We start from the raw sequence: 25,690 nt of genomic DNA, 5'->3' as shown, positions 1-25,690 counted from the left end.
TTCCAACTGGCAATAAACAAACTGCCGCAAAATGCGGCAGATTCGCAATTCAGCGAAGTGTTACAGACGGCCCAAATCATTGACCAGAGCAAGCAACATCACCCCGACCACCAAACTGATACCGATCTGTATCCCCCAACCCTGCACCCGATCCGACAAGGGACGACCACGCGCCCACTCGATCAGATAAAACAACAAATGTCCCCCATCCAGTACAGGAATGGGCAACAAATTCAGAACCCCCAGGCTAATACTCAGATAAGCAAGGAAATTCAGGAAATCAGCGACACCCGACTGGGCAGAAGCGCCCGCCACTTTAGCAATGGTTATCGGTCCACTCAAGTTTTTTACCGAGAGCTCGCCGAACAACATTTTCTTTAGCGAATCGAGGGTCAGCACGCTCATGGTCCAGGTGCGTCGTGCACCCTCGCCAATTGCGGCCACGGGGCCATAACTGACCTCGCGAATCATCTCTGGTGGCCAATCAACCGCTTTCACCCCCGCGCCCAGATAACCGGTGGGCGCCTTGCTTTCGCCGCGAGCGGCCAAGGTCACAGGGACGTCGATTTGAGCACCATCACGCTCAACGCGCAGCATGATTTTGGTATCCGGATGCATACGGACTGTGTCGACCACCTGCTGCCAGTCATCAAGTGACTTGCCATCAAGTGCCAACAACCGATCACCGGTCTTCAGGCCCGCTGCCTGTGCCGGCCCTTTCGAATCAAGCTCAGCCAGCACGGGCGGCAACGCCGGACGCCAAGGGCGAATACCCAGCGAACGAATCGGATCCGGTTCGTCAGCACCCTTGAGCCATTTATCCAGCATCAGCTCACGGGGTGAATCCGCCGTGGAGCCCTGCTCACGCACCAGCAATTGAATAGAACCGCTCTCGCCAAGACGACGGATCAGCTGCAGATTCACTGCGGCCCAGCCAGAAGTTGGCTCGCCATCGATGGCAATAATTTCCTGACCAGCACCCAGACCGGCCTTGGCGGCGATACTGCCGGACTCGACCGCACCGATGACCGGCCGCACCTGCTCGCTGCCGAGCATGGCCAATACCCAGAAAAAAGCCATTGCCAATAAAAAGTTGGCGATCGGTCCGGCAGCCACGATGGCAATGCGCTGGCGGACCGATTTGCGATTGAAGGATTGATCGAGCTGATCGGCTGGCACATCACCTTCGCGCTCGTCGAGCATCTTCACGTAGCCGCCCAACGGAATGGCAGCCACCACGAACTCGGTGCCTTTCTTGTCGTGCCAGCGCAGCAGCGGCATGCCGAAGCCTACGGAGAAACGCAGCACTTTGACCCCACAGCGACGTGCGACCCAGAAATGGCCAAACTCGTGGAAGGTGACCAGCACGCCCAGTGCAACCAGGGTGCCGACAATCATATAGAGCGCGCTCATCTACTTTCTCCGCAATCCTGTCCAATGCCGCATGGGTCAACGTATTGCAGCACTTACCGCCCGTGACGACTCAACCATTGTTCGGCGAGTACCCGCGCTTTCGCGTCGGCGGTAAACACCGCCTCGAGATCATCCACCGCAACGACCGGCTCAAGGTTTAACACTTCCTCGATGATACTCGCGATTTCCGGGTAGCGAACCCGCTCGTCGAGAAACGCCGCGACAGCCACTTCATTCGCCGCATTGAGCATGGCCGGCGCGCTATTGCCGGCTTCGGCAGCCTGACGCGCAAGGCGCAGGCAAGGGAAACGCTCTTCATCGGGCGCCTGGAAGTCCAGTCGCGCGATGGCAAACAGATCCAATGGCGCCACACCAGAATCGATGCGCTCTGGCCAGGCCAGGGCGTTGGCGATCGGCGTGCGCATGTCAGGATTGCCCAACTGGGCCAGTACCGAGCCATCGATATAGTCGACCAGCGAATGAATCACGCTCTGAGGATGAATCACCACTTCGACCTGGGATGGCTTGGCGTCGAACAGCCAGCAGGCCTCGATCAACTCGAGCCCTTTGTTCATCATGCTGGCCGAATCAACCGAAATCTTACGCCCCATGGACCAGTTCGGATGAGCGCACGCTTGCTCAGGGGAAACATGCACCAGTTCGGCCATCGGTGTCTGTCGGAACGGACCACCAGAAGCTGTCAGCAGAATCCGACGCACGCCCACCGCGCCAAGTCCGCGGGCGAAATCCTGTGGCATGCATTGAAAAATCGCGTTGTGCTCGCTATCGATCGGCAGCAGCACTGAACCGCTTTTGCGCACGGCCTGCATGAACAGCGCACCCGACATGACCAGCGCTTCTTTGTTGGCCAGCAGAATCTTCTTGCCCGCCTCGACTGCCGCCAGGGTCGGACGCAAGCCCGCCGCGCCGACGATGGCCGCCATGACCGCATCGACCTCAGGGTCGGAAGCCACCTGACACAGCCCCTCCTCCCCAACCAGCACGCGGGTCGAGAGGCCTGCGGCGCGCAAGTCGACCTGCAAGGCTCGGGCTGCGCCCGCTTCCGGCACGACGGCAAACTGCGGCGTATGACGCACGCACAAAGCCAGCAGCTCACTCAGGCGAGTAAAACCGCTCAAGGCGAACACCTGATAACGCTCGGGATGGCGAGCGATCACGTCCAGGGTGCTCAGACCGATGGAGCCGGTCGCCCCCAGAACGGTAATTTGTTGTGGGCGGTTCACGGTGCAGCCATCCACAACAACACGGCAAAGACCGGGATCGCGGCCGTCAGGCTGTCGATGCGATCCAGCACCCCGCCGTGGCCCGGCAGCAAGTTACTGCTGTCCTTGATCCCCGATTGACGCTTGAACATGCTCTCGGTGAGGTCGCCCACGACCGAGATGAAAACGATCACTGCCGCACCGATCAGGCCCATCAGCATTTGCACGAAACTCCAGTCACGCACAAAACCAACGATCGCCGTGATCACCAGACTCAACAGCAAGCCGCCGTACACGCCTTCCCAGCTCTTGCCAGGACTGACCTGCGGCGCCAGCTTGCGCTTGCCAAAGGCCCGGCCGGAAAAATACGCGCCGATATCGGCACCCCAGACCAGGACCATCACCGCCATGATCAACCAGTTACCCAAAGGTTGCTGCTTGATCTGGACCAGCCCCTGCCAGGCCGGCAGCAGGATCAGCAAACCGATCACCAGCTTGCAGGCGGCGCTGGACCAGTGCTCGCTGGAACGCGGGTAGGTCAGCACCAGATACGTCGCCACACCCCACCAGAGCACCGAAGCGCCCAATACCCAGGGCGCGAGCCCCGGCAGGATGTGCATGACAAACAACATCAAGGCGACCACAACCGCGTAGGCCACGCGAATCGGCTGGGCGTTGAAGCCTGCCAGGCGAGCCCACTCCCATGCGCCGAGGGTCACGACCAGCCCGATGAACAGCGCAAAACCTGTGCCTTCGAGCAGGAAAAACCCGCACAAAGCGATCGGCAGCAGGATCAGCGCGGTGATGATTCGTTGTTTGAGCATTAAACCCGGGCTCCAGCCTCGACCTGCTCGCTCGTTTTACCGAAGCGACGCTGGCGAGAAGCGAAATCGGCCAGCGCGTTACGCATGGCGTCGTGTTTGAAGTCCGGCCAGAACAGGTCGGAGAAGTACAACTCGGCATAAGCCAGTTGCCAGAGCAGGAAGTTACTGATGCGGTGCTCGCCACCGGTGCGGATGCACAAATCTGGCAACGGCAGATCGCCGGTGGCCAGACAGGTCTGCAACAGCTCCGGAGTGATGTCCTCCGGACGCAGGTGCCCGGCCTGAACCTCCCGCGCCAGACGCTGCGCGGCTTGCGCAATGTCCCACTGGCCGCCGTAGTTGGCGGCAATCTGCAGGACAAAGCGGTTGGCACCAGCAGTCATCGCCTCGGCTTCACGCATGGCCACTTGAAGCTCGGGATGAAAGCGCGAACGATCACCGATGATGCGCAGACTGATGTTGTTGTCATTGAGGCGCTTGGCCTCGCGACGCAACGCCTTGAAGAACAGATCCATCAAGGCACTGACTTCATCGGCCGGGCGCTGCCAGTTCTCACTGGAGAAGGCGAACAGGGTCAATACCTCGACCCCGGCCTCGGCACACACCTCAATCACTGCGCGAACTGCATCCACGCCCGCTTTATGCCCGGCGACACCCGGCATAAAGCGTTTTTTCGCCCAGCGATTATTACCATCCATGATGATCGCGACATGGCGCGGCACCGCGGACGGCGCAGTCTGCTTAGTCTTTTCCATGAAAACGCGACCCTTATACGGCCATCAGGTCTTTTTCTTTCTGTGCCAGATGCGCGTCGATTTCAGCCACATACTTCTTGGTCAAATCGTCGATCTCGCCAGTGGCGCGACGCTCTTCGTCTTCGCTGATTTCTTTTTCCTTGACCAGATCCTTCAGCGAGCTGTTGGCATCGCGACGGATGTTGCGCACGGCAACACGGGCATCTTCAGCGACGTCACGAGCCTGCTTGGTGAAGCCCTTGCGGGTTTCTTCGGTCAGGGCCGGCATGGAGATCAGCAACAACTCGCCCAGGTTGGTCGGGTTGAGGTTCAGACCCGCACTACCGATGGCCTTGTCGACGGCACCCAGCATGTTGCGCTCAAAGGCCACGACTTGCAGGGTACGGGCGTCTTTGACGGTGATGTTCGCCACCTGCTTGATCGGGGTGTCGGAACCGTAATACGGCACCATCACGCCTTCAAGAATGCTTGGGTGCGCCTGGCCGGTACGAATACGGCCGAAGTTGTGCAGCAGCGATTCCACGGATTTTTTCATGCGCTCTTGAGCGTCTTTCTTGATTTCATTGATCATTGTTGGCCTTCCTCGATCAGGGTCCCTTCAGCGCCGCCATGCACGATGTTCAGCAGGGCGCCGGGCTTGTTCATGTTAAAGACGCGCAACGGCATCTTGTGGTCGCGGCACAGGCAAATGGCCGTCAAATCCATCACGCCCAGCTTGCGATCCAGCACTTCATCGTAAGTCAGATGATCGAACTTCTCGGCATGCGGGTCTTTGAATGGGTCAGCGGTGTAGACGCCATCGACCTTGGTCGCCTTGAGCACGACATCGGCGTCGATTTCGATTGCTCGCAAGCAGGCTGCCGAATCCGTAGTGAAGAACGGATTCCCGGTACCGGCGGCGAAAATCACCACTTCCTTGGCGTTCAGGTGACGCATGGCTTTGCGACGATCATAGTGATCCGTCACGCCCACCATGGAAATGGCCGACATCACGATGGCCGAGATATTGGCACGTTCCAGTGCATCGCGCATGGCCAAGGCGTTCATCACAGTGGCCAGCATGCCCATGTGGTCGCCCGTTACCCGATCCATGCCCGCCGCGCTCAGCGCTGCACCGCGGAACAGGTTGCCACCGCCGATCACCAGACCGACCTGAACACCGATGCCGACCAGTTGGCCGACTTCAAGCGCCATGCGATCCAGAACTTTCGGATCGATCCCGAACTCTTCCGAGCCCATCAGGGCCTCGCCGCTAAGCTTGAGTAGAATGCGTTTATAGCGAGCCTGATAACCACTGCCCTGCTGAGCCATTGCGAATCTCTCCTGCGGCGTATTTTTAAAAATTCTTTGCGAGCTGTTTACAGCTGGCGTTCACTCTAGCTTGGCGCTGCTTCAGCGCCATCGGAACATGGCTTTGTAAGCCAGTTCCAAAGGGAAACCAATAAAAATTGGTGCCCCATCTGAAAAGAGGCTGCGCGCGTAAGCGGGCAGCCTCTTCAGGGCGACAGTTAAAAACCGTCTTATTGCTTGGCGGCAGCCAGCTGGGCAGCAACTTCTTCAGCGAAGTTGTCGACCGGCTTCTCGATGCCTTCGCCTACTTTGAAGTAGGTGAAAGAAACGATTTCAGCACCGGCTTTCTTGGCCAGTTCGCCGACCTTGATTTCAGGGTTCTTGACGAACGCCTGTTCAACCAGGCTCGCTTCAGCCAGGAACTTGCTGATACGGCCTTTGACCATGTTTTCAACGATGTTTTCTGGCTTGCCAGCGATCTTGTCAGCGTTGAGGGTCAGGAAAACGCCTTTTTCGCGCTCGACCGCTTCAGCGGAAACTTCCGATGGCAGCAGGAATTCAGGGTTGGTGGCCGCTACGTGCATGGCGATGTCTTTGGCCAGCTCAACGGTGCCGCCTTTGAGAACAACCGCAACACCGATCTTGTTGCCGTGCAGGTAACCACCAACAACATCACCTTCAACGCGAGCCAGGCGACGGATGTTGACGTTTTCGCCAACCTTGCCGACCAGAACCAGGCGATCGGCTTCTTGAGCTTCGATCAGCGGAGCGACATCAGTCAGCTTGTCAGCGAACGCTTTTTCAACGCTGGAAGCAACAAATGCCTTGAAGTCGTCTTGCAGGGCCAGGAAGTCAGTCTGCGAGTTAACTTCCAACAGAACGGCGGTTTTACCGTCTTCTTTAAGAGCGATAGCGCCTTCAGCAGCTACGTTGCCTGCTTTCTTGGCAGCCTTGATGGCGCCGGAAGCACGCATGTCATCAATGGCTTTTTCGATGTCGCCGCCGGCCTTGGTCAAGGCCTTTTTGCAATCCATCATGCCTTCGCCGGTACGCTCACGCAGTTCTTTAACCAACGCTGCAGTAATCTCTGCCATTTCAAAATCCTCTTGGATAGGTTTTCAACCATTCCACCCGATCAAACGGGCGATCAATTCTTCCCGACCCCATTTGTTAGCGGCTGCACGTTACAAAGGCTGTAGCTGCGCTGCCCACAAACGGTTTTCGAGGTGGCAAAAAGGGGGCCAAGCCCCCTTTTTGCTTACTGAGTCAACGCCAGGGCGTCAATTACTCAGCTGCAGCCGCCGGAGCTTCTTCAACGAACTGCTCGGTGCCGCCAGCAACGTGGTTGCGACCGCGGATGACTGCGTCAGCCATCGAACCCATGTACAGCTGGATAGCGCGGATTGCGTCATCGTTGCCTGGGATGATGTAGTCAACGCCTTCCGGGCTGCTGTTGGTATCGACTACGCCGATAACCGGGATGCCCAGCTTGTTGGCTTCGGTGATCGCGATGCGCTCGTGATCAACGTCGATAACGAACAGAGCGTCTGGCAGACCGCCCATGTCCTTGATACCACCCAGGGAACGATCGAGCTTCTCAAGATCGCGAGTGCGCATCAGCGCTTCTTTCTTGGTCAGCTTGGCGAAAGTACCGTCTTCGGCTTGCACTTCAAGGTCACGCAGACGCTTGATGGAAGCACGGATGGTTTTGAAGTTGGTCAGCATGCCGCCCAACCAGCGGTGATCGACGTACGGCGAACCGCAACGTGCTGCTTCTTCAGCAACGATCTTGCCAGCGGAACGCTTGGTGCCGACGAACAGGATCTTGTTTTTGCCCTGGGCCAGACGCTCTACGAAAGTCAGAGCTTCGTTGAACATTGGCAGGGTTTTTTCAAGGTTGATAATGTGAATCTTGTTACGCGCGCCGAAAATGTACTTACCCATTTTCGGGTTCCAGTAACGGGTCTGGTGACCGAAGTGCACACCGGCCTTCAGCATATCGCGCATGTTGACTTGGGACATGATAGTTCCTTAATAAGTCGGGTTTGGCCTCCACGTATCCCAATGACCAACCAGCAGCATCAGCTGAAGGCACCCAGGTCATCGTGTCGACACGTGTGTGGATTTAAGCCTTTCGGGGTATCCCCGGAAAGCGGCGCATTTTATATCACAGGGATGCAAAAAACGGAACCCGGATTCTCAATTCCTGATGCGTGACTTCAACCGCGCACTTGGAATCGCCCAAGAATGCGCCAATCTATAGAGAGAAGCGATGCACAGAGGCTCAGATTTGCGCTGATCGTCTGTTAGAATTGCGTTTTTCAGGGCCGCGAAGATCGAACGCGCAATGCCCATTTCGTTTTAGCAAGCGCCATTGAGCGCAGAGAGAGCCTGTATGACCGTCACCCTCAAAACCCCCGAGGACATCGCAAAGATGCGTGTCGCCGGCAAACTGGCCGCCGATGTGCTGGAAATGATTGCCGAACATGTCAAGCCGGGGATCACCACCGAAGAGCTGGACCGCATCTGCCACGACTACATCGTCAACGAGCAGAAAGCCATCCCTGCCCCGCTCAACTACAAAGGCTACCCGAAGTCGATCTGCACCTCGATCAACCACGTGGTCTGCCACGGCATCCCGAACGAGAAGCCGCTGAAGGATGGCGACACCCTGAACATCGACGTCACCGTCATCAAGGACGGTTTCCACGGCGACACCAGCCGCATGTTCCACGTCGGCAGCGTGCCGGTCTGGGCCGAGCGCCTGTCGCAAGTGACTCAGGAATGCATGTACAAGGCCATCGAGATCGTCAAACCCGGCTGCCGCCTGGGCGACATCGGTGAAATCATCCAGAAACACGCTGAAAAGAACGGTTTCTCGGTGGTTCGCGAGTTCTGCGGCCATGGCATCGGCAAGGTGTTTCACGAAGAGCCGCAAATCCTGCATTACGGCCGCGCCGGCACCGGCATGGAGCTGAAAGCGGGCATGACCTTCACCATCGAGCCGATGATCAACCAGGGCAAGGCTGACACCAAGGTATTGGGCGACGGCTGGACCGCGATCACCAAGGACCGCAAGTTGTCGGCCCAGTGGGAGCACACCCTGCTGGTGACCGAGACCGGTTACGAGATCTTCACCTTGCGCGCCGATGACACCATCCCGCGCGTTTCGGCCTGATCCGAACCCAGGCAGCTCCCAGCCTAATAGATAGATAGGAAAGCCAATCGATGCCGCAGGTGGATCCCGAACTCTTCGACCGCGGCCAGTTCCAGGCTGAACTGGCCCTGAAGGCAAGCCCGATCGCGGCCTTCAAGAAGGCGATCCGCCAGGCCCGCGAGGTGCTCGACGGGCGCTTTCGCAGCGGCCGGGACATTCGCCGGCTGATCGAGGATCGCGCCTGGTTCGTCGATAACATCCTGCAAAAAGCCTGGGAGCAGTTCAACTGGAGCGAAGACGCCGACATCGCGCTGGTCGCGGTCGGTGGCTACGGTCGCGGTGAGTTGCACCCTTATTCCGACATCGACCTGCTGATCCTGCTGGACAGCGCCGATCACGAAGTTTTCCGCGATTCCATCGAGCGTTTTCTGACGCTGTTGTGGGACATCGGCCTGGAAGTCGGCCAGAGCGTTCGCTCGGTGGACGAATGCGCCATTGAAGCCCGCGCCGACCTGACGGTGGTCACCAACCTGATGGAAAGCCGCACCATCTGCGGTCCCGAGCGTTTGCGCCAACGCATGCTTGACGTCACCAGCACCGCGCACATGTGGCCGAGCAAGGAGTTCTTCCTGGCCAAGCGTGCCGAGCAAAAGGCCCGTCACCACAAATACAACGACACCGAATACAACCTGGAACCCAACGTCAAAGGTTCGCCCGGCGGCCTGCGGGACATTCAGACGATTCTGTGGGTGGCCCGTCGCGAATATGGCACCCTGAACCTGCGAGCACTGGCTGGCGAAGGCTTTCTGGTCGAAAGCGAAAACGCCCTGCTCGCCTCGTCCCAGGAGTTTTTGTGGAAGGTCCGGTACGCGCTGCACATGCTCGCCGGTCGTTCCGAAGACCGCTTGCTGTTCGACCACCAGCGCTCGATTGCCGGGCTACTGGGTTTCGAGGGCGATGACGCCAAGCAAGCCATCGAAAACTTCATGCAGCAGTATTACCGGGTGGTCATGAGCATTGCCCAGCTCAGCGACCTGATCATTCAGCACTTCGAAGAAGTCATCCTCGCCCCGGAAGACGAAGCGCCGCCGCAGCCGATCAACTCGCGGTTCCAGCTACACGATGGCTATATCGAAGCGCGCAACGACAACGTGTTCCGTCGCACGCCGTTCGCCATGCTCGAGATCTTCGTGCTGATGGCCCAGCAACCGGAAATCAAAGGCGTGCGCGCCGACACCATTCGTCTGCTGCGCGAGCATCGTCACCTGATCGACGACGATTTCCGCAATGACATTCGCAACACCAGCCTGTTCATCGAGCTGTTCAAGTGCAAGATCGGTATCCACCGCAACCTGCGCCGGATGAACCGCTACGGCATCCTCGGGCGTTACCTGCCGGAGTTCGGCTTCATTGTCGGGCAGATGCAACACGACCTCTTTCATATCTATACGGTCGACGCCCACACCCTGAATCTGATCAAGCACCTGCGCAAGTTGCAGTACACCCAGGTATCGGAAAAATTCCCGCTGGCCAGCAAGCTCATGGCCAAGCTGCCCAAACCCGAGCTGATTTACCTGGCAGGCCTGTACCACGACATCGGCAAAGGCCGGCATGGCGACCACTCGGAAATCGGCGCGGTGGATGCCGAAGCCTTTTGCCAGCGCCACCAATTGCCGGTATGGGACACTCGCCTGATCGTCTGGCTGGTGCAGAATCACCTGGTGATGTCGACCACCGCCCAGCGCAAGGACTTGTCCGACCCGCAGGTGATCCACGATTTCGCCCAGGCCGTCGGCGACGAAACCCGTCTCGACTACCTGTACGTATTGACCGTGGCCGACATCAACGCCACCAACCCGACCCTGTGGAACTCATGGCGCGCCAGCCTCTTGCGCCAGCTCTACACCGAGACCAAGCGCGCCTTGCGACGCGGCCTGGAAAACCCGGTGGACCGCGAAATGCAGATCCGCCAGACCCAGAGCGCAGCCCTGGATATCCTGGTGCGCGGCGGTACCGACCCGGACGATGTCGAACAGCTGTGGTCGCAATTGGGCGATGACTACTTCCTGCGTCACACCGCCGGCGACGTCGCCTGGCACAGTGACGCGATCCTCCAGCAACCGGCCGATGGCGGGCCGCTGGTGCTGATCAAGGAAACCACCCAGCGTGAATTCGAGGGGGGTACGCAGATCTTCATCTACGCACCTGACCAGCATGACTTCTTCGCCGTGACCGTGGCCGCGATGGACCAGCTCAACCTGAACATTCACGACGCTCGGGTCATCACCTCCAGCAGCCAGTTCACCCTCGACACCTATATCGTGCTCGACACTGACGGCGACTCGATCGGTGATAACCCGGCGCGGGTCAAACAGATCCGCGAGGGTCTGACCGAAGCCCTGCGCAACCCGGACGACTACCCGACCATCATCCAGCGCCGCGTGCCGCGTCAGCTCAAGCATTTCGCGTTTGCGCCACAGGTGACGATCCACAACGACGCTCAGCGTCCGGTGACGGTGCTGGAACTCAGTGCTCCGGACCGCCCGGGTCTGCTGGCGCGGATCGGCACGATCTTCCTCGAGTTCGACCTGTCGCTGCAGAACGCCAAGATTGCGACCTTGGGCGAACGCGTGGAAGACGTGTTCTTTATCACCGACGCGAACAACCAGCCATTGTCCGACCCGCTGCTGTGTACCCGCTTGCAAGATGCGATCGTTGAACAGCTGACCGTCAGTAACGAACCCGATATCAAATTGTCACGCATCAGTATCTGAACTCACAATTTTCCCCTGTGCGAGCGAGCCTGCTCGCGATAGCGGAGGGTCAGTCAACATCATCGTTTCTGACACACCGCCTTCGCGAGCAGGCTCGCTCCCACAATGAACGAGGCCCCCTCATGAACAACGCTCTGAACCAGTTGCAGCCCTACCCGTTCGAGAAGCTCCGCGCCCTGCTCGGCAGCGTCACGCCAAACCCGGAAAAGCGCGCCATCGCGCTGTCCATCGGCGAGCCGAAGCACCGCTCCCCAAGCTTTGTCGCTGAAGCCCTGGCAAGCAATCTGGATCAGATGGCCGTGTATCCGACTACCCTCGGAATCCCGGCCCTGCGTGAAGCTATCGCTGCATGGTGTGAACGCCGCTTCAGCGTTCCGACCGGCTGGCTCGACCCGGCGCGCAACGTGTTGCCAGTCAATGGCACCCGCGAGGCGCTGTTTGCCTTCACCCAGACCGTGGTCAACCGTGGCGAAGACGCGCTGGTGGTCAGCCCGAATCCGTTCTATCAGATCTACGAAGGCGCGGCGTTCCTCGCCGGAGCCAAGCCGCACTATCTGCCGTGCCTGGACGAAAACGGCTTCAACCCGGATTTCGACGCTGTCTCGCCGGACATCTGGAAACGCTGCCAGATCCTCTTCCTGTGCTCGCCAGGCAACCCGACCGGCGCGCTGATTCCGCTGAACACCCTGAAAAAACTGATCGCCCTGGCTGACGAATACGACTTCGTGATCGCCGCTGACGAATGCTACAGCGAGCTGTATTTCGACGAACAGACACCGCCGCCGGGCCTGCTCAGCGCTTGCGTGGAACTGGGCCGCAAGGACTTCAAACGCTGCGTGGTGTTCCACAGCCTGTCCAAGCGCTCCAACCTGCCGGGCCTGCGTTCAGGTTTTGTCGCCGGTGACGCCGACATCCTCAAGGGCTTCCTGCTCTATCGCACCTACCACGGCTGCGCCATGCCCGTTCAAACCCAACTGGCCAGCGTCGCCGCGTGGAATGACGAAGTACATGTGCGCGCCAACCGTGCGCTGTACCGCGAGAAGTACGATGCGGTGCTGGCAATCCTCAGCCCGGTGATGGATGTGCAGCGTCCGGACGGTGGTTTTTACCTGTGGCCGAATGTTGAAGGCGATGACGAGGCGTTCTGCCGTGATCTGTTTGTGGAAGAACACGTGACCGTGGTGCCGGGTTCTTATCTGTCCCGCGCAGTTGATGGCTTCAACCCGGGCGCAGGCCGTGTACGCTTGGCGCTGGTTGCGCCACTGGCAGAATGCATAGAAGCCGCAGAACGCATCCGCGCCTTTATTACGCGCCATAAATAACACTGACACCCCGCGCCATACCCCATGGCGTGGGGCTTGTTTATAAAGCCGAACTCACCCCGTTACAGACATTCAAATTACTTGAATGCACTTCTTACCAGTAGCACTTCTGCATACTCGAAACAAAAGAAACCACTCAGTATATATAGCCACTCCTAAATATATAAACACGCAAAAAACCTTTAGCATTCACAACGCACAACACAACACCTTCAAACCAAAACATACTGAAACACCACAATATTCGCTACTTGTCTTTATATCGATTACTACTTATCGAACGCAGAACACATGTAACTGCCATGCGAGCAGTTTTTTTGCGCCTTAAAAACATCAAAATATTTAAACACCCACAAGTAGCAATAATATATGAATATCCCAAAACCCTGCTGCCGCACTTACGGCCTCATCGATGCCGGCTCTACTACTAACGCCTCCGAAGCACTCGATCACGAGGCTATTGGCAACTCCCTTTCCCGCACGACACGAAGCGTCGCGGCGCCCGCCAAATTCTGGACCAACGGCCAAACGCTGCGCATTGCTATCACACGCTATGACGAAGCCATGTTCCAGACCGTCGTCGCCGCCATCAACCAATGGGCGCCCCACGTAAACCTGAACTTTGAATTCATCGAGCTGGACGATAACGACGAGTTGTATGACGGGGACATACGAATATTACTGTCTCACTTCAAAGATGGCGCAGGCAGCTCTGTCATTGGGACAGACGCACGAGACATTCTCCCGCACCTGCCCACAATGGTGCTGGGCACCGACTACCAGTCTTCTTTTTTCACGGTAGCTGCCTTGCATGAGTTCGGCCATGCACTAGGGGTTGAACATGAACATCAGCATCCCGACGCGCCACTGGACTGGAATTTATCCGCTCTCTATCGCGAATTCAAAGAACACGGCTGGACCGAAGAAGAGATTTACCGGAATGTCCTGAAAAAATTTGATTACAGCCACACCCGGCAAACACCCTACGACCCGAAATCAATCATGCACTACGCCTTTCCTGCGAGTGTCATGTGGGACAAGATCGAAGTCCCTCAAAACAACCAACTGTCCGAGCAAGATATCAAGTTCATCAGCTCGGTTTACCCACGCTGAAAACCGTCAGGTCGCCCCTTCGCTCACGCCTTCACTTGACCCAGGTTGGCCTCACTCAAATCCAGCTCACCCAACACTTCTCGCAACACGTCATCACCAATCTGGTGATGACGACTGAGTTTGTACAACTCCAGGCGCTGCGCTCGCAGCGCCTTCAACCGCAGACGCCGCTCCAGCAAGTCCATCTGAAATGCCAATGCCTGGGCCTCGGCCGAGTCATTGAAGACCTCCAGTTGATGCCGATATTCGGACATGATCCGCGCTTTGAGTTCGACGGCCAACGCGGCCTCGGCCGCATCCGCAGGCTTGGCTTCCTCGACTTCCAGCGCATGAATCGCCGCTTCAGCGGTTTTGCGCCAGGCATCACGCACTTCATTGCGGCGCTTGTCGTCAGGGCTTTTTTCGATGCCGCGCAGCAATAGCGGCAAAGCGATGCAGGCGGAGATCAGGGACAGCAGAATCACCCCGGCGGCGATGAAAATCAGCAGGTCCCGCTCGGGAAACGCGTCGCCGCCCATCAGCAACGGCACCGACAGTACCCCCGCCAGCGTCACGGCGCCGCGCACGCCACCGACCGTCAGCAGCCAGCAGGAGCGCGCGGTCGGCACTTGAGTCACTTCGCCTTTACCGCGCAGGCGTCGCAGCAAAACAGACAAGCGCCAGATGCTCTGCACCCAGACAAACCGCAACAACAGCAGCACCAGAAAAATCGCCACTACGTCCAGACAGCGATACAGCAACGTCGGCCATAGCGATGTTTCGTGGCTGACCACCGCCTTGATGATGTCCGGCAGTTGCAATCCCAGCAGCAGAAAGATCAAGCCGTTGAAAGCAAACTCAAGCAACGACCAGACGCTGCGGTTGAGCAATCGAGTGCTGGTCTGGCGCGGGAGCAGGTCGAGCCAGCTCTGCATCATCCCCGCAGCCACGGCGGACAAGATGCCGGAAGCGCCAAGACGCTCAGCCAGCACATAAGCCGCGAACGGCAGCAGCAACATGAACACCACATGCGTCGCCGGATCATCCCAGCCGCGAGCGATCATCCAGGAACGCAGACGTCCCACCAGCCAGCTCAAAGCCACACCGACGGCCAGGCCGCCGAGCGCCACCAGCACAAAGGTCACACTGGCATTCGCCAGCGAAAACACCCCGGTCACCGCTGCGGCCAACGCAAACTTGAACGTCACCAGGCCCGTGGCATCGTTCATCAACGCCTCGCCTTGCAGCATGTGCATCAGCGGCGTCGGCAAGCGGTTCTGGGAAATCGCCGAGACCGCCACGGCATCCGTCGGCGACAGCACGGCCGCCAGCGCAAAGGCCACCGGCAGTGGAATACTCGGCAACAACCAGTGTATGAAATAGCCAGCGCCGACCACCGTAAACAACACCAGCCCCACCGCCAGGGTAAGAATCGGCCCGCGCAGGCGCCACAGTTCACGTTTGGGCATACGCCAGCCGTCGGAGAACAGCAGCGGCGGCAGGAACAGAAAGAGGAACAATTCCGGATCCAGCGCCACATGCAGACCCAGGGTCGGCCAGGCGAGCAACGCACCCGCGGCAATTTGCACCAAGGGCAACGGCAGCGGGATCACCCGTCCGATCAGGCGTGAAAGGCCCACCAGCATCAGCAGGATCAGGACGGTGTAGGCGGTTTGCATAAAGCGCGGTTCCCAGGTAATCGACAGCATTGAAGTGCCATATTAGCCGCTTAGACTGCGGGCTGACCGTTGCACCAATGTCGCATCACCCTGAAACAGCGCAAACCCAGCGGGCTTACGATGACTAAACGACCGCGGCCGCCGCGAAACCGTCCGGTCATGGCATAATCCTTCACCTTTTATTTCCAGCACCTGCAAAGGGGGCAATTCCTTGACCGTTTCAAGCAAAACGTTGCACCTTTTCGGCATCAAAGCCTGCGACACCATGAAAAAGGCGCGCACCTGGCTCGATGAACACGCTGTCAGCTATGACTTCCATGATTACAAGACGGCCGGAATCGACCGTGAACACCTGACCCAATGGTGCGACGAGCACGGCTGGCAAGTGGTGTTGAACCGTGCAGGCACGACCTTTCGCAAGCTCGACGACGAACGCAAAGCCGATCTCGACCAAGCGAAAGCGATCGAACTGATGCTCGCACAACCCTCGATGATCAAGCGCCCGGTGCTCGATCTCGGTGACCGAACCCTGATTGGCTTCAAGCCAGATATCTACGCGGCGGCGCTCAAGTAAGCCTGCCCGTTCAATTTTGTTAGAGGTATTTACATGTCCACTACCCTGTTCAGCCTGGCCTTTGGTGTCGGCACTCAAAACCGTCAAGGCGCATGGCTGGAAGTGTTTTACGCACAGCCACTGCTTAACCCGTCAGCCGAACTGGTCGCGGCCATCGCGCCGGTTCTGGGCTACACCGAAGGCAATCAGGCCATCGCATTCAGCACCGCCCAAGCTTCGCAACTGGCTGAAGCGCTAAAAGGCGTCGACGCTGCCCAAGCCGCCCTGTTGACCCGTCTGGCCGAGAGCCACAAGCCGTTGGTCGCGACCATCCTGGCCGAAGACGCCCAATTGACCTCCACGCCTGAGGCCTACCTCAAGCTGCACCTGCTGTCCCATCGTCTGGTCAAGCCGCACGGCCTGAACCTGGCGGGCGTGTTCCCGCTGCTGCCGAACGTAGCCTGGACCAGCCAGGGTGCCATCGACCTGGCAGAACTGGCCGAGCACCAACTGGAAGCCCGTCTGCGCGGCGAGCTGCTGGAAGTGTTCTCGGTAGACAAGTTCCCGAAAATGACCGACTACGTGGTTCCGGCCGGCGTGCGTATCGCTGACGCGGCACGAATTCGTCTGGGCGCCTACGTCGGCGAAGGCACCACCGTGATGCACGAAGGTTTCGTCAACTTCAACGCCGGCACCGAAGGCCCGGGCATGATCGAAGGCCGCGTTTCCGCTGGCGTCTTCGTCGGCAAGGGTTCTGACCTGGGTGGCGGTTGCTCGACCATGGGCACCCTGTCGGGCGGCGGCAACATCGTGATCAAGGTGGGCGAAGGCTGCCTGATCGGTGCGAACGCCGGTATCGGCATTCCGTTGGGCGATCGCAACACCGTCGAGTCGGGCCTGTACGTGACCGCCGGTACCAAAGTCGCACTGCTGGACGAAAAGAACCAGCTGGTGAAAGTCGTGAAGGCCCGTGAACTTGCTGGCCAGCCTGACTTGCTGTTCCGTCGCAATTCGGAAACCGGTGCCGTGGAATGCAAAACCCACAAATCGGCGATCGAACTGAACGAAGCGCTGCACGCTCACAACTAAGCGGCGTCACACGGATTACCCTGTAGGCGCGAAGCTTGCTCGCGAAGGGGCCCTTGAGGCTGCCAAAAGCTTCGCGCCTACAGGTTCGGCGTAGACCAGACCATCAGGTCAGGTGTTCACCCGCCCATGTTGACCAGGGCCCGACAGCATGATGATTCTCTCTCCCTGGCGCGCCGACTTTCCGGCTATCGCCGCGCTCCAACGGCAAGACCAGACCTATCTGGATAACGCCGCCACCACGCAAAAACCTCAAGCCTTGCTGGATGCGCTGACGCATTACTACACCAACGGCGCGGCCAACGTACATCGGGCGCAACACTTGCCCGGCGCCCATGCCACCCAGGCATTCGAGGCCAGCCGCAGCAAAGTCGCGCAATGGCTGAATGCCGGCGATTGCGGGCAGATCATCTTTACCCACGGCGCGACCTCCGCGCTGAACCTCCTGGCCTATGGCCTTGAGCATCTATTCAATCCGGGCGATGAGATTGTCATCAGCGCCCTGGAGCATCACGCCAACCTGCTGCCGTGGCAGCAACTGGCGCACCGGCGCGACTTGAAACTGGTGGTCCTGCCGTTGGACGCCGACGGGGTGATCGACCTCGACGCCGCCACACAATTGATCGGCCCAAGAACCCGTTTGCTGGCGGTCAGTCAGCTGTCGAATGTGCTCGGTGTCTGGCAGCCGTTACCCGCCTTGCTGGCGATGGCCAAGGCGCACGACGCGTTGACCGTGGTCGATGGCGCGCAAGGCGTGGTTCATGGTCGGCATGACGTGCAGGCGCTGGGTTGCGACTTCTATGTATTTTCCAGCCACAAACTCTATGGCCCCGACGGTCTGGGCGTGCTGTTCGGTCGCCATGAGGCGCTGAAACAACTGCGCCATTGGCAGTTCGGCGGTGAAATGGTGCTGGATGCGGATTACCACAGCGCACGCTTTCGCCCTGCGCCTCTGGGTTTCGAGGCCGGTACTCCGCCGATTGCCGGTGTGATCGGCCTGGGGGCGACGCTGGATTATCTCGCGGGGATTGATCAGGACGCGGTCTCGGCCCATGAAGCGGCGCTGCATGACTATTTATTGAAAGGGCTTGAAGCGCGCAATGGCATTCGACTGCTGGGCAAACCGCAATTGGCGTTGGCCAGTTTTGTCGTCGAGGGTGTGCATAACTCTGACCTGGCGCATTTGCTGACCGAACAGGGCATCGCCGTGCGCGCCGGTCATCACTGTGCGATGCCGTTGCTCAAAAGCTTCGAACTGGCCGGGGCGATCCGGGTGTCGTTGGCGCTGTACAACGACTCCGAAGACCTCGAACGGTTCTTTGAAGCGCTGGATCAGGCGCTGGAGTTGTTGCGATGAGCTTACCGGCTGATGCCGTCATGGCACTCGACACCTTTCAGGCTGCCGCCGGTTGGGAGCAGCGGGCGCGGCTGCTGATGCAATGGGGCGACCGTCTGCCTGCGTTGAGTGATGTGGATAAAGTCGACGCCAACCGCGTGCATGGCTGTGAAAGTCAGGTGTGGCTGGTGGGTTCGTTGAATGACGGTCACTGGCAGTTTGCAGCGAGCAGCGATGCGCGGTTGATTCGCGGGTTGGTGGCGTTGCTGCTGGCGCGGGTCAACGGCTTGTCGGCGGATGAGTTGCGCCAGGTGGATTTGCCGGAGTGGTTCAATCAACTTGGGCTTTCGCGGCAACTGTCGCCTTCGCGCAGTAATGGCCTCAACGCGGTGCTTCAGCGGATGAATGAGTTGGCTGGTTAATCGCCATCGCGAGCAGGCTCGCTCCCACATTGGAACGCGTTCACCTGTGGGAGCGAGCCTGCTCGCGATGAGGCCGACAACTGCAACCTTAAACCTCAGGCTTGACCCGATCCGCCGGCCGCCGCACACCCGCCACAATCTTATCCACAGCCTTGGTCGCCGCGACCATGCCGAACGTCGCCGTCACCATCATCACTGCGCCAAACCCGCCGGCGCAGTCGAGCTTCACGCCATCGCCGACAAAACTCTTCTGCAAACAGATGCTGCCGTCCGGTTTCGGGTAGCGCAGTTGCTCGGTCGAAAACACGCACGGCACGCTGTAATGACGCGTCACGGTGCGCGAGAAGCCGTAGTCACGGCGCAGGGTCGAGCGCACTTTCGATGCCAACGGGTCATTAAAGGTGCGGTTCAAGTCGCAGACCTGGATCAGTGTCGGGTCGATCTGCCCGCCTGCCCCGCCGGTAGTAATGATCTGGATCTTGCGGCGCTTGCACCAGGCGATCAGCGCTGCCTTGGCATTCACGCTGTCGATGCAATCGATCACGCAGTCGATGTTTGGCGTGATGTACTCGGCCATGGTCTCGCGCGTCACAAAATCCGCCACCGCGTGCACCGTGCAGTCCGGGTTGATCCCGCGTAACCGCTCTGCCATCACCTCGACTTTGGGTTTGCCGACAGTGCTGTCCAGCGCGTGCAGTTGGCGGTTGGCGTTGCTGACGCAAACATCGTCCAGGTCAAACAGCGAAATCTCGCCGACGCCACAACGGGCAATGGCTTCCGCTGCCCAGGAACCGACGCCACCGACACCGACGATGGCCACATGGGCTGCGCGCAGACGCTCCAAGCCTTCGATGCCATACAAACGGGCGATGCCTGCAAACCGCGGATCTTCTGTACTCATGACCATAACCCTAAAAACCGGCGCGCATTATAGGGCCAGACAGCGACAAGATCTAAGTTCCCGCGACAAGTGTAAGAACTTATGCGAAACGGGATTGCCAAACGTAGGGCATTTCCCTGTCAGCTATACGCTCAGGGAATGCCCGGTGTAGGATGCGCGCCCCTTGGCACACGCCGACCGGTCCTTCGTTCCACAGCCTTTGGAACCTGAAATAGCTATGTCATCGCGTAAATTTGGACTCAACCTGGTCGTGGTGCTCGCCATCGCCGCCTTGTTTACCGGCTTCTGGGCGCTGATCAATCGCCCGGTCACCGCCCCCAACTGGCCCGAACAGATCTCCGGCTTCTCATACTCGCCGTTCCAGCAAGGCCAGTATCCGCAGAAGGAGCAGTACCCGACCGACGATGAAATGCGTCGCGACCTGGAGATCATGAGCAAGCTGACGGACAACATCCGTACTTACTCGGTCGATGGCTCTCTGGGAGACATTCCCAAACTGGCGGAAGAATTCGGCTTGCGGGTCACCCTCGGTATCTGGATCAGCCCGGACGAGGAACGCAACGAGCGTGAGATCCTGCGCGCCATCGAACTCGCCAATACCTCCCGCAGCGTGGTTCGCGTGGTTGTAGGCAACGAAGCGATCTTCCGTAAGGAAATTACCGCCGCAGAACTCAGCATCATTCTGGATCGCGTCCGCGCGGCAGTGAAAGTGCCGGTGACCACGTCCGAGCAATGGCACGTCTGGGAAGAAAACCCGAGCCTGGCCAAGCACGTCGACCTGATCGCCGCCCACGTCTTGCCGTATTGGGAACATGTGCCGATGGAGCAATCCGGGCAGTTCGTACTCGACCGTGCCCGTGATCTGAAAAAGATGTTCCCGAAAAAACCGCTGTTACTGTCGGAAGTCGGCTGGCCGAGCAACGGCCGTATGCGCGGTGGCGCCGATGCGTCGCCGGCAGACCAGGCGATTTACCTGCGCACGCTGGTCAACAAGCTCAACCGCCAGGGTTTCAACTACTTCGTGATCGAAGCGTTTGACCAACCCTGGAAGGCCAGCGACGAAGGTTCGGTGGGCGCTTACTGGGGTGTTTTCAACGCCGCGCGCCAGCAGAAATTCAACTTCGAAGGCCCGGTTGTCGCGATTCCGCAATGGCGCGTGCTGGCGGTCGGTTCGGTGGTCCTGGCGCTGCTGTCCCTGACCCTGCTGATGATCGACGGCTCGGCCCTGCGTCAACGCGGTCGTACCTTCCTGACCTTTATCGCCTTCCTCTGCGGATCGGTGCTGGTGTGGATCGGTTACGACTACAGCCTGCAATACAGCACCTGGTTCAGCCTGACGATAGGATTTCTCCTTGCCTTGGGCGCACTCGGGGTCTTTATCGTATTGCTGACCGAGGCGCATGAACTGGCCGAAGCGGTCTGGACCCACAAGCGTCGGCGCGAATTCCTGCCGGTGGTGGGCGAATCGGACTACCGACCGAAAGTGTCGATTCATGTCCCTTGCTACAACGAGCCGCCGGAGATGGTCAAACAGACCCTCAACGCCCTGGCCAACCTCGACTATCCGGACTTCGAAGTCCTGATCATCGACAACAACACCAAGGACCCGGCGGTCTGGGAACCGGTGCGCGATTACTGCGCAACCCTGGGCCCGCGTTTCAAGTTCTTCCACGTCGCGCCACTGGCCGGCTTCAAGGGTGGCGCGCTGAATTACCTGATTCCGCACACCGCCAAGGATGCCGAAGTGATTGCGGTGATCGACTCGGACTACTGCGTCGACCCGAACTGGCTCAAGCACATGGTGCCGCACTTCGCCGACCCGAAAATCGCCGTGGTGCAGTCGCCGCAGGATTACCGCGATCAGAACGAAAGCACGTTCAAGAAGCTCTGCTACGCGGAATACAAAGGCTTCTTCCACATCGGCATGGTCACCCGCAACGACCGTGACGCGATCATCCAGCACGGCACCATGACCATGACCCGACGTTCGGTGCTCGAGGAACTGGGCTGGGCCGACTGGTGCATCTGTGAAGACGCCGAGTTGGGTCTGCGGGTGTTCGAAAAAGGCCTGTCGGCGGCGTATTACCACACCAGCTACGGCAAAGGCCTGATGCCCGATACCTTTATCGACTTCAAGAAACAGCGTTTCCGCTGGGCTTACGGTGCGATTCAGATCATCAAGCGTCATACCACCAGCCTGCTGCGCGGCAAAGGCAGCGAGCTGACCCGTGGCCAGCGTTACCACTTCCTCGCGGGCTGGTTGCCGTGGGTAGCGGACGGCATGAACATCTTCTTCACCGTGGGCGCCCTGTTGTGGTCGGCGGCGATGATTATCGTGCCGCAGCGGGTCGATCCGCCGTTGCTGATTTTCGCCATCCCGCCGTTGGCGCTGTTCGTGTTCAAGGTGGGCAAGATCATCTTCCTCTACCGTCGTGCGGTGGGGGTCAACCTCAAGGATGCGTTCTGCGCGGCGCTGGCCGGGCTGGCGTTGTCGCACACCATCGCCAAAGCAGTGCTGTACGGTTTCTTCACCAGCAGCATTCCGTTTTTCCGCACACCAAAGAACGCCGATAACCACGGCTTCTGGGTGGCGATTTCGGAGGCGCGCGAAGAGGTGTTCATCATGCTGCTGTTGTGGGGTGCGGCGCTGGGGATTTACCTGGTGAACGGCATGCCGAGCAACGACATGCGCTTCTGGGTGACCATGTTGCTGGTGCAGTCGCTGCCGTACCTGGCGGCGCTGATCATGGCGTTCCTGTCTTCGCTGCCGAAACCGGTGGCCGAAGCCGCGACCGCACCGGCTGTCTAAATCAGTACAGATGCACTAAACGGCGGCCAATGGCCGCCGTTTTGCTTTAAGATAACCGCCATTTTGCGCGCCTTGCCTCAATTCCTGTAGGAGCGAGGCTTGCCCGCGAATGAAGCGACTCGGTGTAACAGATACACCTCACTATCGTTCTTCGCGGGCAAGCCTCGCTCCTACAAATAAAGCTCCGGAGTCTTACATGACGGCCCACGCCGACCTTTCGCCGACCCTTCAACTCGCCATCGACCTGATCCGCCGTCCGTCCGTGACGCCGGTCGACGCCGATTGCCAGAAGCAGATGATGCAGCGCCTGGGCGATGCCGGTTTCACCCTGGAGCCGATGCGCATCGAAGATGTGGATAACTTCTGGGCGACCCACGGTAAACACGACGGCCCGGTGCTGTGCTTCGCCGGACACACCGACGTGGTGCCGACCGGCCCGGTGTCTGCCTGGCAGATCGACCCGTTCAACGCGCTGATCGACGAACACGGCATGCTCTGCGGTCGTGGCGCGGCCGACATGAAAGGCAGCCTGGCCTCCATGACCGTGGCCGCCGAGCGCTTCGTCGCCGACTACCCGGATCACAAGGGCAAGGTCGCGTTCCTGATCACCAGCGACGAAGAAGGCCCGGCGCACCATGGCACCAAGGCCGTGGTTGAACGCCTCGCCGCGCGCAAGGAACGTCTGGACTGGTGCATCGTCGGCGAACCATCGAGCACTACATTGGTGGGTGACGTGGTCAAGAACGGCCGTCGCGGTTCACTCGGTGCCAAGCTGACCGTTCGCGGTGTGCAAGGTCACGTGGCGTATCCACACCTGGCGAAGAACCCGATCCACCTCGCTGCCCCGGCCCTGGCCGAACTGGCCGCCGAGCATTGGGACCACGGCAACGATTTCTTCCCGCCGACCAGTTTCCAGATTTCCAACGTCAATTCCGGCACCGGCGCGACCAACGTGATTCCGGGCGACCTGGTGGCGGTGTTCAACTTCCGCTTCTCCACCGAGTCCACCGTTGAAGGCCTGCAAAAGCGCGTCGCCGACATCCTCGACAAACATGGCCTGGACTGGCACATCGACTGGGCATTGTCCGGCCTGCCGTTCCTGACCGAGCCGGGTGCATTGCTGGATGCCGTGGCGTCGAGCATCAAGGACATCACCGGGCGTGAAACCAAAGCCTCCACCAGCGGTGGCACCTCCGACGGGCGCTTCATCGCAACCATGGGCACCCAAGTGGTTGAACTGGGCCCGGTCAACGCGACGATTCACCAGGTCAACGAGCGTGTACTGGCCGCCGACCTCGATGTGCTGACCGAAATCTACTACCAGACCCTGATCAAGTTGCTCGCCTGATGCTCGCCTGCCCGATCTGCAGCGAACCGCTCAACGCGGTGGACAACGGCGTGGCCTGCCCCGCCGGGCATCGTTTCGACCGTGCGCGGCAGGGTTACCTGAATCTGCTGCCGGTGCAGCACAAGAACAGCCGCGACCCTGGGGATAACCTCGCCATGGTCGAGGCCCGTCGCGACTTCCTGAACACCGGCCATTACGCGCCGGTGGCCAAGCGCCTGGCCGAACTGGCCGCGCAGTACGCGCCCCAGCGGTGGCTGGACATCGGTTGCGGCGAGGGTTACTACACCGCGCAAATTGCCGAAGCCCTGCCCAATGCCGATGGTTATGCGCTGGACATCTCCCGGGAAGCGGTCAAACGCGCCTGCAAACGCAACCCGCAGCTGACCTGGTTGATCGCCAGCATGGCCCGGGTGCCGTTGGCCTCGGGGAGCTGCCAGTTTCTCGCCAGCGTCTTCAGTCCGCTGGATTGGGAAGAAGCCAAACGCCTGCTCAGCCCCGGCGGCGGTTTGATGAAAGTCGGGCCGACCAGCGGCCACCTGATGGAATTGCGCGAGCGGCTGTACGACGAAGTCCGTGAATACACCGACGACAAGCATCTGGCCCTGGTGCCGGAAGGCATGGCGCTGCAACACAGCGAGACCCTGGAATTCAGACTGACGCTGGAAAAGGGTCAGGATCGCGCCAACCTGCTGGCCATGACGCCACACGGCTGGCGTGCCAGTGCCGAACGCCGGACGGCGGTCATCGAGCAGGCGGAGCCGTTCGAGGTCACCGTGTCGATGCGCTACGATTATTTCGTACTTCAATAATTTTTGGTCTTGAGCAACAGCTTGAGGCCGGCTAAATCCGCGAATGGATTTTTCAAGACCGCAGTGAGGACATCCATGCGCCAACCCGATATCGAGATTTACCTGAAAGACGCTGACGTCGACTACAAGGCCGTTGCAGACTGGCTTAGCGAAGCGTTGGGCCAGTGCAGTGAATGGGTCAAGAAGGGCCAGACCTACAAGTGCAAGGCCGGCAACGTGTCGGTCACCTGGCTGCCGAAAGCCGTGGGCAAATGGAACAGCCTGTTCCTGGACAGCGACCAGACCCCGTGGGAAGACGACATCGCCTGCGCCCGCGCCGCGTTTGCCGCACTGAATGTCGAAGTGCGTTGCGCACCGGGCAGCTGGGTTGAGGAAGAAGGTGAAGAAACGGCCGATCGCTGGATGCGCATCAGCGCTGACGGTGAAGAAGAAATCATCTGGAAAACCGCGTAATCCACGTTCCCACAAAACTTGTAGGAGCGAGGCTTGCCCGCGAAGCTTTTAGCGCCAGTGATGACGCCTTCGCGGGCAAGCCTCGCTCCCACAGGTTTTTTGTGTGATATGAGGAGCGGGGTTACAAACCCACCACATCCTCTGCCTGCAAGCCTTTCTCGCCGGTCACCACGGCGTATTCCACCTGCTGACCTTCAGCCAGCGAGCGATGCCCTTCGCCGCGGATCGCGCGGTAGTGCACGAACACGTCCACCCCGTCCTCGCGCTGAATGAAGCCGTAGCCCTTGGCGTCGTTGAACCACTTCACATTGCCGGTTTCGCGCGTAGCCATGAATCGATACCCCCTTCTTTTTATTGTTGAGGCGCCGAGTATATGACAGGCGCCAAAACTCTCAACTCAACTTTACTTACCCGCTTTTTTGCCGATTTTCGACGAATACGGCA

General features: G+C 59.3%; 23 protein-coding genes. 12 read left to right on the top strand and 11 right to left on the bottom strand.

All coding sequences use genetic code 11. The features are described 5' to 3' along the window. Nucleotides 1-60: 60 nt before the first annotated feature. The 8 genes from rseP to rpsB form a co-directional block, all read right to left on the bottom strand. Entirely contained in the window at nucleotides 61-1,413 is a 1,353-nt protein-coding gene (gene rseP / locus JIO00_RS05965; RefSeq protein ID WP_010462816.1) for a sigma E protease regulator RseP, read from the bottom strand. Nucleotides 1,414-1,466: 53 nt separating this feature from the next. Further along, complete coding sequence (gene ispC, locus JIO00_RS05960; protein WP_010462818.1) at nucleotides 1,467-2,657, bottom strand: 1-deoxy-D-xylulose-5-phosphate reductoisomerase; 1,191 nt, start codon at nucleotides 2,655-2,657, stop codon at nucleotides 1,467-1,469. Then, a complete protein-coding gene (locus tag JIO00_RS05955) occupies nucleotides 2,654-3,460 on the bottom strand; it encodes a phosphatidate cytidylyltransferase (protein WP_010462821.1) in 807 nt (268 codons plus the stop codon). The genes ispC and JIO00_RS05955 overlap by 4 nt, the downstream gene beginning before the upstream one ends. After that, entirely contained in the window at nucleotides 3,460-4,215 is a 756-nt protein-coding gene (gene uppS, locus JIO00_RS05950) for a polyprenyl diphosphate synthase (protein WP_010462822.1), read from the bottom strand. The genes JIO00_RS05955 and uppS overlap by 1 nt, the downstream gene beginning before the upstream one ends. A 13-nt stretch (nucleotides 4,216-4,228) precedes the next feature. After that, nucleotides 4,229-4,786 carry a ribosome recycling factor gene (gene frr / locus JIO00_RS05945; protein WP_010462824.1) on the bottom strand — a complete coding sequence of 186 codons (558 nt, stop codon included), beginning with the start codon at nucleotides 4,784-4,786 and terminating at the stop codon, nucleotides 4,229-4,231. Then, on the bottom strand, nucleotides 4,783-5,526 hold the full coding sequence (gene pyrH / locus JIO00_RS05940) for a UMP kinase (protein WP_003172271.1): 744 nt from the start codon (nucleotides 5,524-5,526) through the stop codon (nucleotides 4,783-4,785). The genes frr and pyrH overlap by 4 nt, the downstream gene beginning before the upstream one ends. Before the next feature lie 209 nt (nucleotides 5,527-5,735). Then, on the bottom strand, nucleotides 5,736-6,599 hold the full coding sequence (tsf, locus tag JIO00_RS05935) for a translation elongation factor Ts (RefSeq protein ID WP_010462832.1): 864 nt from the start codon (nucleotides 6,597-6,599) through the stop codon (nucleotides 5,736-5,738). A gap of 190 nt (nucleotides 6,600-6,789) precedes the next feature. Further along, nucleotides 6,790-7,527 (bottom strand): 30S ribosomal protein S2, encoded by a 738-nt coding sequence (gene rpsB, locus JIO00_RS05930; RefSeq protein WP_007907989.1) that lies wholly within the window; start codon nucleotides 7,525-7,527, stop codon nucleotides 6,790-6,792. Between the two features lie 373 nt (nucleotides 7,528-7,900). Here rpsB and map point away from each other — a divergent pair, with 373 nt between their 5' ends. The 4 genes from map to JIO00_RS05910 all read left to right on the top strand — a co-directional run bounded on the left by map (nucleotide 7,901) and on the right by JIO00_RS05910 (nucleotide 13,871). Continuing rightward, entirely contained in the window at nucleotides 7,901-8,683 is a 783-nt protein-coding gene (gene map / locus JIO00_RS05925; protein ID WP_010462836.1) for a type I methionyl aminopeptidase, read from the top strand. A 50-nt stretch (nucleotides 8,684-8,733) separates the two neighbouring features. Next, nucleotides 8,734-11,436, top strand: a complete 2,703-nt coding sequence (locus JIO00_RS05920) for a [protein-PII] uridylyltransferase (RefSeq protein ID WP_010462838.1) — start codon at nucleotides 8,734-8,736, stop codon at nucleotides 11,434-11,436. A 122-nt stretch (nucleotides 11,437-11,558) separates the two neighbouring features. Next, the gene (gene dapC, locus JIO00_RS05915; protein ID WP_200667797.1) at nucleotides 11,559-12,758 is read left to right on the top strand and encodes a succinyldiaminopimelate transaminase; all 1,200 of its coding nucleotides are present in this window, start codon (nucleotides 11,559-11,561) and stop codon (nucleotides 12,756-12,758) included. 369 nt (nucleotides 12,759-13,127) lie between these two features. Continuing rightward, nucleotides 13,128-13,871: a M12 family metallopeptidase gene (locus JIO00_RS05910; protein ID WP_200667795.1), complete on the top strand. Its 744-nt coding sequence runs from the start codon at nucleotides 13,128-13,130 to the stop codon at nucleotides 13,869-13,871. Nucleotides 13,872-13,894: 23 nt separating this feature from the next. On the opposite strand, the gene JIO00_RS05905 is transcribed toward JIO00_RS05910, so the two are convergent. Then, nucleotides 13,895-15,529 carry a Na+/H+ antiporter gene (locus JIO00_RS05905; RefSeq protein WP_200667794.1) on the bottom strand — a complete coding sequence of 545 codons (1,635 nt, stop codon included), beginning with the start codon at nucleotides 15,527-15,529 and terminating at the stop codon, nucleotides 13,895-13,897. A 265-nt stretch (nucleotides 15,530-15,794) separates the two neighbouring features. On the opposite strand from JIO00_RS05905, the gene JIO00_RS05900 reads away from it, so the two are divergent. From JIO00_RS05900 to JIO00_RS05885, 4 genes are all read left to right on the top strand, one after another. Beyond that, nucleotides 15,795-16,103, top strand: a complete 309-nt coding sequence (locus tag JIO00_RS05900) for an arsenate reductase (protein WP_229801834.1) — start codon at nucleotides 15,795-15,797, stop codon at nucleotides 16,101-16,103. A gap of 33 nt (nucleotides 16,104-16,136) precedes the next feature. Further along, the gene (dapD, locus tag JIO00_RS05895) at nucleotides 16,137-17,171 is read left to right on the top strand and encodes a 2,3,4,5-tetrahydropyridine-2,6-dicarboxylate N-succinyltransferase (protein WP_200667793.1); all 1,035 of its coding nucleotides are present in this window, start codon (nucleotides 16,137-16,139) and stop codon (nucleotides 17,169-17,171) included. A 148-nt stretch (nucleotides 17,172-17,319) separates the two neighbouring features. Further along, nucleotides 17,320-18,525, top strand: coding sequence for an aminotransferase class V-fold PLP-dependent enzyme (locus tag JIO00_RS05890; RefSeq protein WP_200667792.1), 1,206 nt, complete (start codon nucleotides 17,320-17,322; stop codon nucleotides 18,523-18,525). Continuing rightward, complete coding sequence (locus tag JIO00_RS05885; RefSeq protein ID WP_010462851.1) at nucleotides 18,522-18,926, top strand: SufE family protein; 405 nt, start codon at nucleotides 18,522-18,524, stop codon at nucleotides 18,924-18,926. Before JIO00_RS05890 ends, JIO00_RS05885 begins: the two co-directional genes overlap by 4 nt. Before the next feature lie 88 nt (nucleotides 18,927-19,014). Here the strand turns inward: JIO00_RS05885 and tcdA are convergent, their stop codons facing one another. Beyond that, on the bottom strand, nucleotides 19,015-19,827 hold the full coding sequence (gene tcdA / locus JIO00_RS05880; protein WP_010462854.1) for a tRNA cyclic N6-threonylcarbamoyladenosine(37) synthase TcdA: 813 nt from the start codon (nucleotides 19,825-19,827) through the stop codon (nucleotides 19,015-19,017). Nucleotides 19,828-20,044: 217 nt separating this feature from the next. Between tcdA and JIO00_RS05875 the strand changes: the two genes are divergently transcribed. The 4 genes from JIO00_RS05875 (at nucleotide 20,045) to JIO00_RS05860 (ending at nucleotide 25,246) form a co-directional block, all read left to right on the top strand. After that, nucleotides 20,045-22,636 (top strand): glycosyltransferase, encoded by a 2,592-nt coding sequence (locus tag JIO00_RS05875; RefSeq protein WP_010462855.1) that lies wholly within the window; start codon nucleotides 20,045-20,047, stop codon nucleotides 22,634-22,636. Between the two features lie 196 nt (nucleotides 22,637-22,832). Continuing rightward, nucleotides 22,833-23,984 (top strand): succinyl-diaminopimelate desuccinylase, encoded by a 1,152-nt coding sequence (dapE, locus tag JIO00_RS05870; RefSeq protein ID WP_010462857.1) that lies wholly within the window; start codon nucleotides 22,833-22,835, stop codon nucleotides 23,982-23,984. Continuing rightward, nucleotides 23,984-24,793: a putative RNA methyltransferase gene (locus JIO00_RS05865; protein WP_200667791.1), complete on the top strand. Its 810-nt coding sequence runs from the start codon at nucleotides 23,984-23,986 to the stop codon at nucleotides 24,791-24,793. Before dapE ends, JIO00_RS05865 begins: the two co-directional genes overlap by 1 nt. 75 nt (nucleotides 24,794-24,868) lie before the next feature. Next, nucleotides 24,869-25,246: a hypothetical protein gene (locus tag JIO00_RS05860; protein WP_010462860.1), complete on the top strand. Its 378-nt coding sequence runs from the start codon at nucleotides 24,869-24,871 to the stop codon at nucleotides 25,244-25,246. A gap of 121 nt (nucleotides 25,247-25,367) precedes the next feature. Here the strand turns inward: JIO00_RS05860 and JIO00_RS05855 are convergent, their stop codons facing one another. Further along, on the bottom strand, nucleotides 25,368-25,577 hold the full coding sequence (locus JIO00_RS05855) for a cold-shock protein (protein WP_010462862.1): 210 nt from the start codon (nucleotides 25,575-25,577) through the stop codon (nucleotides 25,368-25,370). Nucleotides 25,578-25,690 lie beyond the last annotated feature (113 nt).

This window comes from Pseudomonas sp. SW-3 (assembly GCF_016615645.1).
Classification (GTDB): domain Bacteria; phylum Pseudomonadota; class Gammaproteobacteria; order Pseudomonadales; family Pseudomonadaceae; genus Aquipseudomonas; species Aquipseudomonas mandelii.
The sequence above is the reverse complement of the archived record's forward strand: the minus strand, read 5'-3'. Positions and strand labels throughout refer to the sequence as shown.

What these genes read in the sequence shown, in the direction of transcription:
- rseP (WP_010462816.1), bottom strand. Translation starts at nt 1,413, where the DNA reads ATGAGCGCGCTCTATATGATTGTCGGCACCCTGGTTGCACTGGGCGTG.
- JIO00_RS05955 (WP_010462821.1), bottom strand. Translation starts at nt 3,460, where the DNA reads ATGCTCAAACAACGAATCATCACCGCGCTGATCCTGCTGCCGATCGCT.
- uppS (WP_010462822.1), bottom strand. Translation starts at nt 4,215, where the DNA reads ATGGAAAAGACTAAGCAGACTGCGCCGTCCGCGGTGCCGCGCCATGTC.
- frr (WP_010462824.1), bottom strand. Translation starts at nt 4,786, where the DNA reads ATGATCAATGAAATCAAGAAAGACGCTCAAGAGCGCATGAAAAAATCC.
- pyrH (WP_003172271.1), bottom strand. Translation starts at nt 5,526, where the DNA reads ATGGCTCAGCAGGGCAGTGGTTATCAGGCTCGCTATAAACGCATTCTA.
- tsf (WP_010462832.1), bottom strand. Translation starts at nt 6,599, where the DNA reads ATGGCAGAGATTACTGCAGCGTTGGTTAAAGAACTGCGTGAGCGTACC.
- rpsB (WP_007907989.1), bottom strand. Translation starts at nt 7,527, where the DNA reads ATGTCCCAAGTCAACATGCGCGATATGCTGAAGGCCGGTGTGCACTTC.
- map (WP_010462836.1), top strand. Translation starts at nt 7,901, where the DNA reads ATGACCGTCACCCTCAAAACCCCCGAGGACATCGCAAAGATGCGTGTC.
- JIO00_RS05920 (WP_010462838.1), top strand. Translation starts at nt 8,734, where the DNA reads ATGCCGCAGGTGGATCCCGAACTCTTCGACCGCGGCCAGTTCCAGGCT.
- dapC (WP_200667797.1), top strand. Translation starts at nt 11,559, where the DNA reads ATGAACAACGCTCTGAACCAGTTGCAGCCCTACCCGTTCGAGAAGCTC.
- JIO00_RS05910 (WP_200667795.1), top strand. Translation starts at nt 13,128, where the DNA reads ATGAATATCCCAAAACCCTGCTGCCGCACTTACGGCCTCATCGATGCC.
- JIO00_RS05905 (WP_200667794.1), bottom strand. Translation starts at nt 15,529, where the DNA reads ATGCAAACCGCCTACACCGTCCTGATCCTGCTGATGCTGGTGGGCCTT.
- JIO00_RS05900 (WP_229801834.1), top strand. Translation starts at nt 15,795, where the DNA reads ATGAAAAAGGCGCGCACCTGGCTCGATGAACACGCTGTCAGCTATGAC.
- dapD (WP_200667793.1), top strand. Translation starts at nt 16,137, where the DNA reads ATGTCCACTACCCTGTTCAGCCTGGCCTTTGGTGTCGGCACTCAAAAC.
- JIO00_RS05890 (WP_200667792.1), top strand. Translation starts at nt 17,320, where the DNA reads ATGATGATTCTCTCTCCCTGGCGCGCCGACTTTCCGGCTATCGCCGCG.
- JIO00_RS05885 (WP_010462851.1), top strand. Translation starts at nt 18,522, where the DNA reads ATGAGCTTACCGGCTGATGCCGTCATGGCACTCGACACCTTTCAGGCT.
- tcdA (WP_010462854.1), bottom strand. Translation starts at nt 19,827, where the DNA reads ATGAGTACAGAAGATCCGCGGTTTGCAGGCATCGCCCGTTTGTATGGC.
- JIO00_RS05875 (WP_010462855.1), top strand. Translation starts at nt 20,045, where the DNA reads ATGTCATCGCGTAAATTTGGACTCAACCTGGTCGTGGTGCTCGCCATC.
- dapE (WP_010462857.1), top strand. Translation starts at nt 22,833, where the DNA reads ATGACGGCCCACGCCGACCTTTCGCCGACCCTTCAACTCGCCATCGAC.
- JIO00_RS05865 (WP_200667791.1), top strand. Translation starts at nt 23,984, where the DNA reads ATGCTCGCCTGCCCGATCTGCAGCGAACCGCTCAACGCGGTGGACAAC.
- JIO00_RS05860 (WP_010462860.1), top strand. Translation starts at nt 24,869, where the DNA reads ATGCGCCAACCCGATATCGAGATTTACCTGAAAGACGCTGACGTCGAC.
- JIO00_RS05855 (WP_010462862.1), bottom strand. Translation starts at nt 25,577, where the DNA reads ATGGCTACGCGCGAAACCGGCAATGTGAAGTGGTTCAACGACGCCAAG.